13 protein-coding genes are annotated in these 14,843 nt (G+C 70.5%); 10 read left to right on the top strand and 3 right to left on the bottom strand.

Features of this window, described 5'->3' with window-relative positions; all coding sequences use genetic code 11:
• Positions 1-71 precede the first annotated feature (71 nt).
• Positions 72-923, bottom strand: a complete 852-nt coding sequence (locus ABD378_RS41850) for a DUF3109 family protein (RefSeq protein ID WP_344530348.1) — start codon at positions 921-923, stop codon at positions 72-74.
• A gap of 71 nt (positions 924-994) precedes the next feature.
• Here ABD378_RS41850 and ABD378_RS41845 point away from each other — a divergent pair, with 71 nt between their 5' ends.
• From ABD378_RS41845 to ABD378_RS41825, 5 genes are all read left to right on the top strand, one after another.
• Positions 995-1,954, top strand: coding sequence for a Ppx/GppA family phosphatase (locus tag ABD378_RS41845; RefSeq protein WP_344530346.1), 960 nt, complete (start codon positions 995-997; stop codon positions 1,952-1,954).
• Between the two features lie 100 nt (positions 1,955-2,054).
• Positions 2,055-2,879 (top strand): sugar phosphate isomerase/epimerase family protein, encoded by an 825-nt coding sequence (locus ABD378_RS41840; protein ID WP_344530344.1) that lies wholly within the window; start codon positions 2,055-2,057, stop codon positions 2,877-2,879.
• 13 nt (positions 2,880-2,892) lie between these two features.
• Positions 2,893-3,522, top strand: a complete 630-nt coding sequence (locus ABD378_RS41835; protein ID WP_344530342.1) for a TetR/AcrR family transcriptional regulator — start codon at positions 2,893-2,895, stop codon at positions 3,520-3,522.
• 159 nt (positions 3,523-3,681) lie between these two features.
• A complete protein-coding gene (gene ilvD / locus ABD378_RS41830) occupies positions 3,682-5,535 on the top strand; it encodes a dihydroxy-acid dehydratase (protein WP_344530340.1) in 1,854 nt (617 codons plus the stop codon).
• 391 nt (positions 5,536-5,926) lie between these two features.
• Positions 5,927-6,220, top strand: coding sequence for an SH3 domain-containing protein (locus tag ABD378_RS41825; protein WP_160506444.1), 294 nt, complete (start codon positions 5,927-5,929; stop codon positions 6,218-6,220).
• 73 nt (positions 6,221-6,293) lie between these two features.
• Here ABD378_RS41825 and ABD378_RS41820 read toward each other — a convergent pair whose 3' ends face one another.
• Entirely contained in the window at positions 6,294-8,579 is a 2,286-nt protein-coding gene (locus ABD378_RS41820; RefSeq protein WP_344530337.1) for a protein kinase domain-containing protein, read from the bottom strand.
• A 166-nt stretch (positions 8,580-8,745) separates the two neighbouring features.
• Between ABD378_RS41820 and ABD378_RS41815 the strand changes: the two genes are divergently transcribed.
• From ABD378_RS41815 to proC, 5 genes are all read left to right on the top strand, one after another.
• Positions 8,746-9,279 carry an EamA/RhaT family transporter gene (locus tag ABD378_RS41815; RefSeq protein ID WP_344530335.1) on the top strand — a complete coding sequence of 178 codons (534 nt, stop codon included), beginning with the start codon at positions 8,746-8,748 and terminating at the stop codon, positions 9,277-9,279.
• A gap of 625 nt (positions 9,280-9,904) precedes the next feature.
• On the top strand, positions 9,905-10,666 hold the full coding sequence (locus tag ABD378_RS41810) for a class I SAM-dependent methyltransferase (RefSeq protein WP_344530333.1): 762 nt from the start codon (positions 9,905-9,907) through the stop codon (positions 10,664-10,666).
• Positions 10,667-10,814: 148 nt separating this feature from the next.
• Positions 10,815-11,642 (top strand): ABC transporter ATP-binding protein, encoded by an 828-nt coding sequence (locus ABD378_RS41805; RefSeq protein ID WP_344530331.1) that lies wholly within the window; start codon positions 10,815-10,817, stop codon positions 11,640-11,642.
• Entirely contained in the window at positions 11,639-12,376 is a 738-nt protein-coding gene (locus tag ABD378_RS41800; RefSeq protein WP_344530329.1) for an ABC transporter permease, read from the top strand. The genes ABD378_RS41805 and ABD378_RS41800 overlap by 4 nt, the downstream gene beginning before the upstream one ends.
• Before the next feature lie 97 nt (positions 12,377-12,473).
• Entirely contained in the window at positions 12,474-13,286 is an 813-nt protein-coding gene (gene proC, locus ABD378_RS41795; RefSeq protein WP_344530327.1) for a pyrroline-5-carboxylate reductase, read from the top strand.
• Between the two features lie 51 nt (positions 13,287-13,337).
• Here proC and trpS read toward each other — a convergent pair whose 3' ends face one another.
• Positions 13,338-14,348, bottom strand: a complete 1,011-nt coding sequence (gene trpS / locus ABD378_RS41790) for a tryptophan--tRNA ligase (protein ID WP_344530326.1) — start codon at positions 14,346-14,348, stop codon at positions 13,338-13,340.
• Between the last annotated feature and the right edge of the window lie 495 nt (positions 14,349-14,843).

Genomic DNA, 14,843 nt, shown 5'->3' with positions numbered 1-14,843 from the left:
CGCCAGAGCGGCCCGCGGCGGAGCCGCAAATGTCACAGCCGGGAAGGGGCGGGGTTGGGGATCAATCCTCTCTACCGCGAAGGATCCGCCGGATGCGGTGCAAGCAAAGGCAGCTGAGAAGCGAGGCGCTCCTCGCACAGCTCCGCGAGCCGGTCGTACCCCTCCTTGCCCATCAGCTCCGTCAGCTCGGGGCGGTAGGAGACGTACACCGGGTCACCCGCACCGTGCGCCGACGTCGCCGACGTGCACCACCAGTGCAGGTCGTGGCCGCCGGGGCCCCAGCCCCGCCGGTCGTACTCCCCGATGGACACCTGCAGGATCCGCGTGTCGTCGGGCCGGTCGATCCACTCGTACGTCCGCCGGACCGGCAGCTGCCAGCAGACGTCCGGCTTCGTCTCCAGCGGCTCACGCCCCTCCTTCAGCGCCAGGATGTGCAGCGAGCACCCCGCGCCCCCGGCGAAACCGGGGCGGTTCTGGAAGATGCAGGAGCCGTTGTACGGACGGGTCTGGCGCTCGCCGTCGTCGTCCGTCGACACCCAGCCGCTCACCGTGCCGATGTCGTGGTGCTGCCAGATGTCCGGTGTGAGCCGCGCCACGGACTCGGCGACCCGCTTCTCGTCGTCCTCGTCCGAGAAGTGCGCGCCCAGCGTGCAGCAGCCGTCGTCCGCCCGGCCCGCCGCAATGCCCTGGCAGCCACTGCCGAAGATGCAGCTCCACCGAGAGGTCAGCCATGTCAGATCGCAGCGGAAGATCTGCTCGTCGTCCGCGGGATCCGGGAACTCCACCCAGGCACGGGCGAAGTCGAGGCCCTTCTCGTCCGGCTGCGCCGTCCCCGGGACCTTCCCCGGGGACACCTTCTCCGGCTTCCCCGACTTCTTCTTTGACTTCGTTTTGTCGGTCTTCGCCTTTTTCGTCTTTGGCACGTCTCCAGGGTATGCGCGCAGTGCCCGGTCCGAGGACCAGCGACCGTCGTACGCGCAGTAGCGTTCCGTATATGAGACTCGGTGTCCTCGACGTAGGTTCGAACACGGTGCATCTGCTGGTGGTGGACGCGCACCCCGGCGCGCGCCCGCTGCCCGCGTATTCGCACAAGGCGGACCTGCGCCTCGCTCAACTCCTCGACGAGGCCGGGGCGATCGGCCCCGAAGGCGTCGACCGCCTGGTCGGCACGGTCCGTGACGCGATGGAGGCCGCCGAGGACAAGGGCGTGGAGGACCTGCTGCCGTTCGCGACCTCAGCCGTCCGCGAGGCCAGCAACGCCGATCAGGTCCTCGCCCGGGTCAGGGAGGAGACCGGCGTCGACCTGCAGGTCCTCACCGGAGCCGAAGAGGCCCGCCTCACCTTCCTCGCGGCCCGCCGCTGGTTCGGCTGGTCGGCGGGGAAGCTCCTGGTCATCGACATCGGCGGCGGCTCGCTGGAGATCGCGTACGGCATCGACGAGGAACCGGACGCGGCGGTCAGCCTGCCGCTCGGCGCGGGCCGGCTGACCTCGGCCTGGCTGGCCCAGGACCCGCCGGACCCCGCCGACGTGAAGGCGCTGCGGCGGCACGCGCGCGCCCAGATCGCACGCACGGTCGGGGAGTTCAGCCGCTTCGGCGCCCCGGACCACGTCGTGGCCACGTCGAAGACGTTCAAGCAGCTGGCCAGGCTCGCGGGCGCCGCACGCTCCGCGGAGGGCCTCTACGTACAGCGCGAGCTGAAGCGGAAGTCCCTGGAGGACTGGGTCCCGCAGCTGGCCGCGATGACCGCCGTCGAGCGCGCCGAGCTGCCCGGAGTCTCCGAGGGACGGGCCGGACAACTCCTCGCGGGGGCGCTCGTCGCCGAGGGCGCGATGGATCTCTTCGGGGTCGAGACGCTGGAGATCTGTCCGTGGGCGCTGCGCGAGGGCGTGATCCTGCGCCGGCTCGACCATCTTCCGGCGACGGCGGTCACCCCTGCGGACGACGGGGCGTAGACGTACGTCACATCCGGCGTCATATCCGGCGTCCCATCCGGCTCGGGTGTGCGGGAGACCACTTCCCCGGTGCCCAGGCGGGGCCCGTACGCTGTCCCTCGTGGCAGAACCAGTGGTGCGCATCCCGGATGCGAAGGTCGCCCTGTCGACGGCCTCGGTCTATCCGGAGTCGACGGCGACGGCCTTCGAGATCGCCGCGCGCCTGGGCTACGACGGCGTCGAGGTCATGGTCTGGACCGACCCCGTGAGCCAGGACGTCGAGGCCCTGCGCAGGCTCAGCGACTACCACCAGATCCCGATCCTCGCCGTTCACGCCCCCTGTCTCCTGATCACGCAGCGCGTGTGGTCCACGGATCCATGGGTGAAGCTCCAGCGCGCGCAGGCCGCCGCCGAGAAGCTGGGCGCGTCGACCGTCGTCGTGCATCCGCCCTTCCGCTGGCAGCGGGGGTACGCCAACGCCTTCGTCGACGGCATCTGGCGGATGGCCGACGAGACGGACGTCCGGTTCGCCGTCGAGAACATGTACCCGTGGCGCTACCGCGACCGCGAGATGCTCGCGTACGCCCCCGACTGGGACGTCACCAAGGACGACTACCGCCACTTCACGGTCGACCTCAGCCACACCGCGACCGCCCGCACGGACGCGATGCAGATGATCGACCGCATGGGCGACCGCCTCGGTCACGTCCACCTCGCCGACGGCAACGGCTCCGCCAAGGACGAGCACCTGGTGCCGGGCCGCGGCACGCAGCCGTGCGCCGAACTCCTGGAGCGCCTCGCGACGAGCGGCTTCGACGGGCACGTCGTCATCGAGGTCAATACGCGGCGCGCGATGTCCAGCGCCGAACGTGAGGCCGATCTCGCCGAGGCCCTCGCCTATACGCGGCTGCATCTGGCCTCCGCTGTGAAGGTGCCCCGGTCGTGACGGCGGCCGCGTCGTGACGGCGCCGGCACAGGGCGGTGCGGCTCCGCGCCGCAGGGGACGCCCCTCCCGTACGCAGTCCGCCGAGGGCCCGGCGATGCGGGACCGCATCCTGGAGGCGGCCCGCACCGAGTTCTCCGCCCGTGGGTACGAGAAGACGTCCGTGCGCGGGATCGCCAAGGCCGCCGGGGTGGACTCGGCGCTCGTGCACCACTACTTCGGTACGAAGGAGCAGGTCTTCGCATCGGCGATCGAGGAGGCCTTCGCGCCCGCGCTCGAAGCGCCCGCCGCGATCGAGGACGGCCCGCTCGACGGCGTCGGCGAGCGCCTGACCCGCTTCATCTTCGGAGTCTGGGAGAACCCCGCGACCCGCGTACCGCTCCTGGCGATCGTGCGCTCGGCGGTGAACAACGACACGGCCGCGGCCGTCTTCCGCCGCCTCATCGCGACGCAGCTGCTCGGCAGGGTGGCGCGTCAGGTCGACCAGCCGGACGCGGAGCTGCGGGCGGAACTGGCCGCCGCGCAGCTGGTGGGCACGGCGATGCTGCGGTACGTGATCCAGATCGAGCCGCTGGCGTCCGCGGACCCGGAGGCGATCATCGCGCGGATCGCGCCGGTGGTGCAGGGGCATCTGACGGGCCCCTGAGCGGAGCCCTTTCTGGGGGCTCTGGGGGGGCTCTTGGGGCCCGCTCACCGAGACAGCTGTCCCGCCATCCGGACAGCCTGTCCAGATCGTGGAGCGTCGGCGTACGCTCGACAACAGTCGATTCCTATCTCTCTGAGATCCCTGAAGGAGCGAGCGACGATGCCCGAGCTCAGGTCCCGCACAGTCACCCACGGCCGCAACATGGCGGGCGCACGCGCGCTTATGCGTGCCTCCGGTGTACCCGGTGCGGACATCGGGCGGAAGCCGATCATCGCCGTAGCCAACTCCTTCACCGAGTTCGTCCCGGGCCACACCCACCTCCAGCCGGTCGGCCGGATCGTCTCCGAGGCGATCACCGCGGCGGGCGCGATCCCGCGCGAGTTCAACACGATCGCCGTCGACGACGGCATCGCGATGGGCCACGGCGGCATGCTGTACTCGCTCCCCTCGCGCGACCTGATCGCGGACTCGGTGGAGTACATGGTGGAGGCGCACTGCGCGGACGCGCTGATCTGCATCTCCAACTGCGACAAGATCACCCCCGGCATGCTGAACGCGGCCCTGCGCCTCAACATCCCGACGGTCTTCGTCTCCGGCGGCCCGATGGAGGCCGGCAAGGCCACCCTGGTCGACGGCACGGTCCGAAAACTCGACCTGGTCAACGCGATCAGTGACGCGGTCGACGAGAACGTCTCCGACGAGGACATCCTCCGCATCGAGGAGAACGCCTGCCCGACGTGCGGCAGCTGTTCCGGCATGTTCACCGCCAACTCCATGAACTGCCTGACCGAGGCCATCGGCCTCTCGCTCCCCGGCAACGGCTCGGTGCTCGCCACGCACACCGCCCGCAAGGCGCTGTACGAGAAGGCGGGCGAAACGGTCGTCGAGATCGCCAAGCGCTACTACGACGGTGACGACGCGTCGGTCCTGCCGCGCTCCATCGCCACGCGCGCCGCCTTCGACAACGCCATGGCGCTCGACATCTCCATGGGCGGCTCCACGAACACGATCCTGCACCTGCTCGCGGCGGCGCAGGAGGCCGAGCTCGACTACAGCCTCGCGGACATGGACGCCGTCTCGCGGCGCGTGCCCTGCCTGGCCAAGGTCGCCCCGAACGTCGCGCCCGGCGGCACGTACTACATGGAGGACGTGCACCGCGCCGGCGGCATCCCCGCGATCCTCGGCGAGCTGTACCGCGCGGGCCTCCTGAACGAGGACGTGCACACGGTCCACTCCCAGTCCATCAAGGACTGGCTCGAGACGTGGGACGTGCGCGGCGGTTCGCCTTCCGCCGAGGCCGTCGAACTGTGGCACGCGGCCCCGGGCTGCGAGCGCTCGGCTACCGCCTTCTCCCAGTCGAAGCGCTGGGACACCCTGGACACGGACGCCGCGGGCGGCTGCATCAGGGACGCGGCCCACGCGTACTCGAAGGACGGCGGCCTCGCGGTCCTCAAGGGCAACCTCGCCGTGGACGGCTGCGTCGTGAAGACGGCGGGCGTCGACGAGTCGATCTGGACGTTCGAGGGTCCGGCAGTGGTCTGCGAATCGCAGGAAGAAGCAGTCGACAAGATCCTGAAGAAGCAGATCAAGGAAGGCGACGTGGTCGTCATCCGCTACGAGGGCCCCAAGGGCGGCCCCGGCATGCAGGAGATGCTCTACCCCACCTCCTTCCTGAAGGGCCGGGGCCTCGGCAAGGCCTGCGCCCTGGTCACGGACGGCCGCTTCTCCGGCGGCACGTCGGGCCTGTCGATCGGCCACGCGTCGCCCGAGGCGGCGTCCGGCGGCACGATCGCCCTGGTCGAGGACGGCGACCGCATCCGCATCGACATCCCGAACCGCGGCATCGAACTCCTCGTCGACGACACCGAACTGACCCGCCGCCGCGAGGCCCTGGGCGGCGTCTACGCCCCCAAGTCCCGCGAACGCAAGGTCTCGGCAGCACTGCGGGCGTACGCGGCCATGGCCACAAGCGCGGACCGCGGCGCGGTCCGCGACGTGTCAAAGCTGGGCTAGCCGCCTCCGTTTGGACTACGGGCCCGGGCCGGATCCCCTCCGACCCGGGCCGACGCGGTTCTGGGGGCGCCACGGGGACTCTCTACTGCCCACGGGCCCGGTTCGTTCCCCCCCCCCCCCACCCACCCGGTTCATCCCCCCGCTCACCCGGGTTCGGGTCATCCCCCACCCACCCGGCGGAGTATTTCAGCCCGTCCGGCGTTTGAGGACGAACTCGGCGGAGCCGGTGATCGACCGAGCCAGGAGCCCGGCGGAGCCGGAAGATTCGGGAAGGGGCGGGATCGGGGAAAGGAACCCAACCACCGCAACCACCCCACCTCACCCACGCGTCCACTCAGTGACGAACAAGCCAAGCGCGGCGCCAAGCCGCCGCTCCACGGGGGAGAGAAGCATGAGCGAGAACGTCATAGCACCAGAATCCGCAGAGGCCATCGAAGCCGCGGCGGCAAAGACGTACCCCATCGCCGCAGACGTCAACGTCCGCTCAGGACCGGGCACGTCGTACGGCAAGGTAGGCCGCCTCGCGGCAGGAACCCGAGTGACGATCCACTGCCAGAAGCCGGGCGAGAAGGTCACGGGCCCGACCGGCACGTCCAAGCTCTGGGACCGCATCGGCAGCGGCCGCTACGTCTCCGACACGTACGTCCGCACTGGCAGCGACGGCTACGTGGCACCACGCTGCTGAGCTCCACACACAAGCGCCAGGCGAAGCCGCCCAGGGCCACCTGGACCTAAGCGTCAGGCAAAGCCGCCCAGGGTCACCCAGACCCGGGCGGCTTCGTCGCGTCGAACGTGAAGACCGTGTTCTTGGCCGCCGCCACAACCACCACACGCCCCGAAACCACCACCCGCGGACTCGCGTTCACCTCACCGCCAAGACCCTCGGCCCGCGGACCGGTACTCCACAGAGCCTTGCCCCGCGGTGAAAGAGCGACCACGCGCCCGCTGGGCGAGCTGAAGTACAGCGCACCACCGCTCGCCGTCGGCCCGGAGGCCCCTTCGACACCCGTCTGCCGGGACCACTTCTGCCGCCCGGTCGCCGGATCCACCGCACTGATCCGCCCGGTGGGCTCGGCGAAGTAGACGGTGCCGTCCGCGCTGCCGGGCGTCGCGCCGTACGTTTTCTTCAGCGGCCGGGTCGAGACGCGACCGCTGCCCGGCTCGACCCGCAGCACCTTGTCGTACCCGAGGAACTCGGGGCCCTGCATGCGCTGGTGGAGGAGTACGAGCCTGCCCTCGTCGCCACCCATCGGGTGAACGGGCCCCTGGACGGAGATGCCCTTGCCGAACGTCCCCGACTTGAGGTCGAGGGTGTGGATGACGGGGCGGCGTACCTCGACGTTCGCGACCTCGGCGGCCGGCGCGCACATCGCGTACATCCGCTGACCCGCCGGGACCGGCGTGCACTCCGACCCCGCGGGGAACGGCGTCGACCAGAGCGGGCGCCCACTGCGCACGTCCCTGGCCTCGACCCGCGTACGGCCCGTGTCGACCGACAGGACCGTCGAGCCGGACAGGACCGCGTCCTGCGAGCGCCCGGTGTAGATCTGGGACTGACCACTGATCGGCCGGGACCACAGTTCCTTGCTGGTACCGGCGTCCAACGCCACCAGCTTGACGGGCTGTTCGGACGCTGCGGCGTCCTCCGGGATGCGATAGCCGAGGACGGTGTCGTTCGTGGCGCCCACGATGTGCATGCCTTGCATGGGCACGCCGGGGCTCTTCACCTTCCAGATCTCCTTGCCGTCGGAGATCCGCAGCCGGGTCGCGACGACTCCGCCGCCCCCGCAGAACAGCGCGTCCCCGCGCGGCACGCAGCGCACCTCGTCCGGGATGCCCTTGTCGTTGGGCACGGTCGTGCGCCACGGCCGGAAACCTTCGGGCAGGGGCGCTTCGGCCGCCGCGACCGTACGGTCCTTGCCGCTGCCGTCACCGTTGCCGCCGTCGCCGCCGGAGGGAGCATCGGACGAGCCGAGCTGGAGCGCCGCGATCCCGCCACCGAGCGCGGCCACGGCGACGGCCGCGCCGAGCGCGGGGCGCCAACGGCGGCGCAGACTGCGTCCGATGAGGGTGCCTTCGGGGGCGGCGGGAGCGGCGGGGGCGGCGGGTGCGGTGATGAGTCCGGGGGCGGTGCTGCTCCCGGTGCTGCTGCCCCCGGCCCCGTCATCCGAGGACCGGTGATGCTGCGTGTCCGTGTCCCGCGTACGACTGCCCCGCGCACCCGCCGTGTCCCCCAACTCGGCGGGCAGGTCGCGCAGTAGCTCAAGAAGCCGGTCCGCCGACGGCCGCGCCTCCGGGTCCTTGGCGAGGCACGGCTCGACCACCGCGCGCAGGGCGGCCGGAACGGCGTCCAACTCCGGTGCTTCGTGCACCACTTGATACGCCGTCATATAAGGGCTGTCCGCATCGAACGGCCCCTGCCCGGTCGCCGCGTACACCAGCAACGTACCCAGCGAGAAGACATCGGACCGCGGCCCGACCCCACGCGGCGCCTGCAACTGCTCCGGCGACATGAACGGCGGCGTACCGATGACCCGCCCCGTCATCGTCAGCGTCTGCTGGTCAGCGGCGCGCGAGATGCCGAAGTCGATGACGCGCGGGCCCTCGGGCGAGAGCACGACATTGGACGGCTTCAAGTCGCGGTGGACGACGCCCACGCGGTGGATGTCACGCAGCGCCTCCGTCAGACCGATGGCGAGCATGCGCAGGTCCACGCCGGTCAGCGGGCCCTTCTTGGCGATGTGCTGGGCGAGCGTGTGCCCCTCTATATAGGCCGTCGCCATCCACGGGTGCTCGGCCTCCGGGTCGGCGTCGACCACGGCGGCGGTGAACGCGCCGCTCACCCGCCGCGCCGCCGCCACCTCCTGCCGGAAGCGGATGCGGAACTCCTCGTCCCCCGCGAACTGCTGGTGGATCAGCTTGATGGCCACGGGGCGCCCCGAGGCCGTACGCGCCAGAAAGACCGTGCCCATGCCGCCCGAGCCGAGCCGCGCCTCCAGCGGATAGCCGCCGATCTCAGCTGGGTCACCTCCGCGGAGCGACACTCTCCCCGACCTCCCCGTCCCGCGTGCACCAGTTTTCGCCATGGGCCCAGATACCTGTCCTGCCCCACAAACTAGCCGCCGAGTGGTAGGGCAAGGCAAGGCGGGGGACGAATAGGGCGCGCCCGCCCTGCGCCACGCCGGGGCCGCTCCGGGCGATACTCGACGGGTGAGCGCAGATTCCAGCACCCCCGACCACACGGACGCCCCAGCTGCCCCAGCCGCGACGGCCGCGACGGCCCCCGGCCCGCAGCCCGAGCCCCTCCGCTTCTTCGGCACGACCTGGGTCGGCCACGACAACGGCTACGGGGCGCGCCGCGCAGGCGTAGCGGCAGGATCGCTGCTCGCGGCCGCGGCAGGCTGCTTCGTGCTGCGGTTCGCGTACGAGGGCATGGCGGTCGCGGACGTAGGGACGTTCGTGAACTTCCTGGTCCTCATCATGTTCTCGATCTGCAGCGCGATCGCCTTCCGCCGAGCCTGGGAGGGGTTCTCCCGCCGCCACGACCCCGCGTCCCAGTCGTCGATGCGCGGCCTCATGACGATCGGCTTCGTCGGCGTCCTCCTCGCCTACTTCTTCCGCTCCCTCACCGAGGCCCCCGGCGAGAAGCTCCACCGCGACGAGTACGAGGCGGCCCGCGAGCAGTACACAAAGCGCACGTCACGCCGCACGGGCAACCCGTCCCGCAAGAAGAGGAAGGCTTGAACGCTGACCTGAGCGACGGGCGGCTTGAGCAACGAGCTGGCCTGGGCGACGGGCTGGCTTGAGCGACGGGCGGCTTGAGCGACGGCGGCCTGGGCGACGGGCGAGCTGAACGACGGGCGGCCTGGGCGACGGGCGGCCTGGGCGACGGGCGGCTTGAGCGACGGGCGGCCTGGGCGACGGGCGAGCTGAACGACGGGCGAGCTGAACGACGGGCGAGCTGAACGACGGGCGAGCTGAACGACGGGCGGCTTGAGTGACGGGCGGTTTGAGCGACGGGGTGCCTGAGTGACGGGCGGTTTGAGCGACGGGCGGCTTGAGTGACGGGCTGGCCTGAAAGACGGGCTGGCCTGAGCGACGGGCGGCCTGGGCGACGGGCGGCTTGAGCGACGGCGGCCTGGGCGACGGGCTGGCTTGAGCGACGGGCGGCTTGAGCGACGGGGTGCCTGAACGACGGGCGGCTTGAGCGACGGGGTGCCTGAACGACGGGCGGCTTGAGCGACGGGGTGCCTGAACGACGGGCTGGCCTGAACGACGGGCCGACCTGAGCGACGGGCGACCTGAGCGACAAGCCGCCCTGAGCGACGAGGGGTGACGGAGCTCAGGGCCCCGGGGCCAGGATGACCGCATGACTGCAGCCACTTCGCGCCGCGCTCACTCCTTCAACGCGGCAGCCGCCCAGTACGCGGCCCACCGCCCCTCCTATCCCCCCGCCCTCCTCGACGCCGTCGAGCACCTGGCGGGCCGCCCCCTCGCCGGGGCCCGCGTGCTCGACGTCGGCGCGGGCACGGGCATCGCGACCGCTCTCCTCGTCGACCGCGGCGCCGACGTCGTCGCGGTGGAGCCGGGCGACGGGATGGGACGCGAGTTCCGCCGCACGCTGCCGGACACCCCCCTCGTGCGGGGCGACGGCGACCACCTGCCGTTCACGGACGGCTCGGCCGACCTCATCACGTACGCCCAGGCCTGGCACTGGACGGATCAGGAACGCTCCGTCCCGGAAGCCCTCCGCGTACTGCGCCCCGGCGGCGCGCTCGCCCTGTGGTGGAACATCGCGGACCACACGCTGCCGTGGCTCTCCGCGCAGGACGCGCGGATCGCCCGCTGCCTGGGGTTCGACGACGGCGCGCGGCGCACCGCGGACCGGACGAGCGAGCTGACGACGGCCCTGGACTTCCGCCGGGACCGGATCCGCTGGAGCCGCCGGATCCCCCTCGACTCCCACCTCGCCAACATCGGCAGCCACTCGGCCTTCCTGGTCCTCGGCAAGGAACGCACGGCCGCCTTCCTCACCGAGGAGCGCACGGAACTCCTGAAGGTCTTCCCGGACGAAATCGTCGAGGAGAGCTACGTCGTCGACCTACTGCTGGCGATCCGCCCCACCCCCTGAGCCTCCGTCTCCTGCGACACCTGCCTCCGCCTCCTGCGCCTCCTGCGCCTCCTGAGCCCCCGCCTCGCCCCGACACAGCCCCTGACATGCCCCCGAAAACCAGGCCACCACTTGACGCCCCCCGAGGCGGGAGCGCCATAATCATCACATGATGAATATCGAGGAACCGCCTGCCATCGAGGCGAGGGACCTGACCGTCGTCCGAGGCCCCCGCACAGTCCTCCGCGCCCTGGACTTCACCGTCCCGAAGGGCCAGATCACCGGCCTTCTGGGCCCCTCAGGGTGCGGCAAATCCACCCTCATGCGCGCGGTGGTCGGCACCCAGGCCAAGGTCACCGGCACCCTGAACGTCCTCGACCACCCGGCCGGCGCCCCCAGCCTCCGGTCCCGCATCGGCTACGTGACCCAAGATCCCTCCGTCTACGACGACCTGACCGTCCGCCAGAACCTGGACTACTTCGCCGCGATCCTGGACCCCGGCCGCGGCCCCGCCGCCCACCGCCGCCACGACCACGTCACGCGAGCCATCGACGACGTCGACCTGACGACGCACGCCGACGCCCTCGCGGGCAACCTCTCCGGAGGCCAGCGCAGCCGCGTCTCCCTGGCCGTCGCCCTCCTCGGCGCCCCGGAGCTCCTCGTGCTCGACGAACCCACCGTCGGCCTCGACCCCGTACTCCGCCGCGACCTGTGGAACCTCTTCCACTCCATCGCCGCCGACCGAGGCACCACGATCCTCGTCTCCTCGCACGTCATGGACGAGGCCGAACGCTGCCACCGCCTCCTCCTCATGCGCGAAGGCGAACTCCTCGCCGACGACACCCCGGAAGCCCTCCGCACCCGCACCGCCACCGAAACCGTCGAGGCGGCCTTCCTGCACCTGGTCGACGAGGCAGTAGCCGCGTCCAGGAGCGACGCCACCAGCACCAGCTCTACCTCCACTAACAGCACCACCCCCACCAGGAGCCCCCGATGAACACCTACCGCACCCTCGCCACCGCGGCCCGTGTCCTGCGGCAGCTCCGCCACGACCCCCGCTCCATCGCGCTGATGCTGCTCGTCCCCTGCGTGATGCTGCTGCTCCTGCGCTACGTGTTCGACGGCAGCCCGGCGACCTTCGACTCCATCGGCGCCTCGCTGCTCGGCATCTTCCCCCTCATCACGATGTTCCTCGTGACCTCGATCGCGACCCTCCGCGAACGCACATCCGGCACCCTCGAACGCCTCCTCGCCATGCCCCTGGCCAAGGGCGATCTCATCGCGGGCTACGCCCTCGCCTTCGGGTTCCTCGCCGTCATCCAGTCGGTCCTCGCCACCGGCCTCGCCCTGTGGGCCCTCGGCCTCGACGTCACAGGATCCGCCTGGCTGCTGCTCCTGGTCGCGCTCCTCGACGCCCTGCTCGGCACGGCACTGGGCCTCTTCGTCTCCGCCTTCGCGGCCTCCGAGTTCCAGGCCGTCCAGTTCATGCCGGCCGTGATCTTCCCCCAGCTCCTCCTCTGCGGCCTGTTCACCCCGCGCGACAAGATGCAACCGGCCCTCGAAGCGATCTCCAACGTCCTCCCCATGTCGTACGCCGTGGACGGCATGAACGAAGTCCTCCGCCACCCCTCCGTCACCGGCGACTTCGTACGCGACGCCGTCATCGTCGCGGGCTGCGCCGTACTCGTCCTCGCCCTGGGCGCCGCCACCCTCCGCCGCCGCACGGCCTGACCCAGCAATGCGAGGATGACCCCACCAAGCCGAAGCGCTGACCTGCTCCAAGCTGAAGCGCTGACCCGCTGACCCGCACCTGGAGGGTGACCCACACATGCCCCAGCCCGTCGCAGTCCTCGGCACCGGCAAGATCGGCGAAGCCCTCCTCAGCGGAATGATCCGAGCCGGCTGGGCCCCCGCCGACCTCCTGGTCACCACCCGCCGCTCCGAACGCGCCGCCGAACTCCGCACCCGCTACGGCGTCGAACCCGTCAGCAACGCCGACGCCGCCAAGCAGGCCGACACCCTCATCCTCGCCGTCAAGCCTCAGGACATGGGCCGCCTCCTCGACGAGCTCGCCCCGCACATCACGCCCGACCGCCTGATCATCAGCGCCGCCGCCGGCATCACCACCTCCTTCATCGAGGAGCGCCTCGCCGACAGCACCCCCGTCGTCCGCGTCATGCCCAATACCCCGGTCCTCGTGGACGAAGGCATGTCCGTCATCTCCGCCGGCAGCCACGCCACCGCCGCCCACCTCGCCCACACCGAGGAGATCTTCGGCGCCGTCGGCAAGACCCTCCGCGTCCCCGAGACCCAGCAGGACGCCTGCACCGCCCTCTCTGGCTCAGGCCCGGCGTACTTCTACTACCTGGTCGAGGCCATGACCGACGCGGGCATCCTCCTCGGCCTGCCCCGCGACAAGGCCCACGACCTCATCGTCCAGGCCGCGATCGGCGCCGCCGTGATGCTCCGAGACAGCGGCGAACATCCGGTCAAGCTCCGTGAGAACGTCACCTCCCCAGCCGGCACCACGATCAACGCCATCCGCGAACTCGAGAACCACGGCGTACGAGCAGCCCTCATCGCCGCACTCGAAGCCGCCCGCGACCGCAGCCGCGAACTGGCCTCCGGCAACAACAGCTGACCGCCCGCCGCCGGGGCGCCCACCGCGGCGCCCCGACACCGGCCCCTGTGCCTACCGCGCCTCGTCCACCGGAGGCAGCAGGCCGATCGCGCGATAGGCGGTGTCCACCGTCGGCCTGGACATCTCCCTGGCCCGCTCAGCCCCCCGCCGCAACACCTCCTCTACATACGCGGGATCAGCAACCAGCTCCTTGTGCTTCTCCTGCACGGGCCTCAGCATCTCCACCACTGCATCAGCGGTGTCCTTCTTCAAAGCCCCGTACGACTCATACACACCGCTCAAGCCCTCGGGGCTCCCACCCTCACAGGACGCCAGGATCTCCAGCAGGTTCGAGATCCCCGGCTTGGCCTCCCGGTCGTACTCGACCTCGCTCCCGCTGTCCGTGACAGCGCGCAGGATCTTCTTCCGTACGACGTCCGGCTCGTCGAGGAGATAGATGATCCCGGCCCCGGCATCGCCGGACTTCCCCATCTTCGAAGCCGGATCCTGCAGATCCATGACCCTGGCCGCCACCTTGGGATACGTGGCCCGCGGCACCACGAACGTGTGTCCGTACCGCTGGTTGAACCGCACGGCCAGATCCCGGGTGAGCTCGACGTGCTGCACCTGGTCGTCCCCGACCGGCACCTCGTCCGCCCCGTACGCCAGGATGTCCGCCGCCATCAGCACGGGATAGGTGAGCAGCGAAAGCCGCACACTCCCGCCGCGGGCCCGCTCAAGGGCGGATTTCTCCTTGTACTGGATCATCCGCCGCATCTCGCCGTCCGTCGCGACGCACTCGAGCAGATACGAGAGCCGGGCGTGCTCGTCCACATGACTCTGTACGAACACGGTGGCCCGCTCGGGATCGATCCCCGACGCAAGCAACAGCGTCGCCGCCTGTCGACTGAGCCTGCGTACCCGGCCGGGATCGTGGTCCACGGTCAGGGCGTGCAGATCGACGACGCTGAACAGCGACTCGGCGCGGTGCTGATCAACTTCTGCCCACTGGCGCACGGCGCCCAGGTAGTTCCCCAAGGTCAGGTGTCCCGTCGGCTTGACCCCGCTGAAGATCCTCGTCATCTCTCCACCTCTTGCTCAGGACCGCCGGCCCGCCGACCGGGCTCCGGGTCCTCCAGGGGGAGAAACAAGAAACGGCCGCCGAGTCGGCAGCCGTTGGGTACATGCGTATGTACGGCCGCCGTCAGGCGGCCCACCACAGCTGGGTGTGCGCATGCGTAGTCACGGCTCCTACGGTAGCCCTCGCGGGCCACCGCGTACCAGGGTTGACACGCCCAGACCGCGTACGTAGTGTTCTCCGAGTTGTCCGGCGTGAGCGCCGACCTCTGGTCGGTCCCCGGGCAGCCATTCCGCAAGAACCATTCAAGCGATCGATGTCGTGTCTCTTCGATGACCCGTCGTCTGCTCGTTTTCATGCGCTTTTGCGAAATGAGGAATCCACGTTCGAAAGGACGCCCCGATTAGGTCGGGAGCCCGGATTCCGCTAAAGTCTCACTCGTCGGAACGGCCCAACAGCCGGGAAGACAAACCCCGCTGACTGGGAATCAGGCCCGAAAG

This window comes from Streptomyces rectiviolaceus, from assembly GCF_039533825.1.
Taxonomy (GTDB): Bacteria; Actinomycetota; Actinomycetes; order Streptomycetales; family Streptomycetaceae; genus Streptomyces; species Streptomyces rectiviolaceus.
Note: the sequence above shows the minus strand (reverse complement) of the source record. Positions and strands in the feature narration are given on the sequence as shown.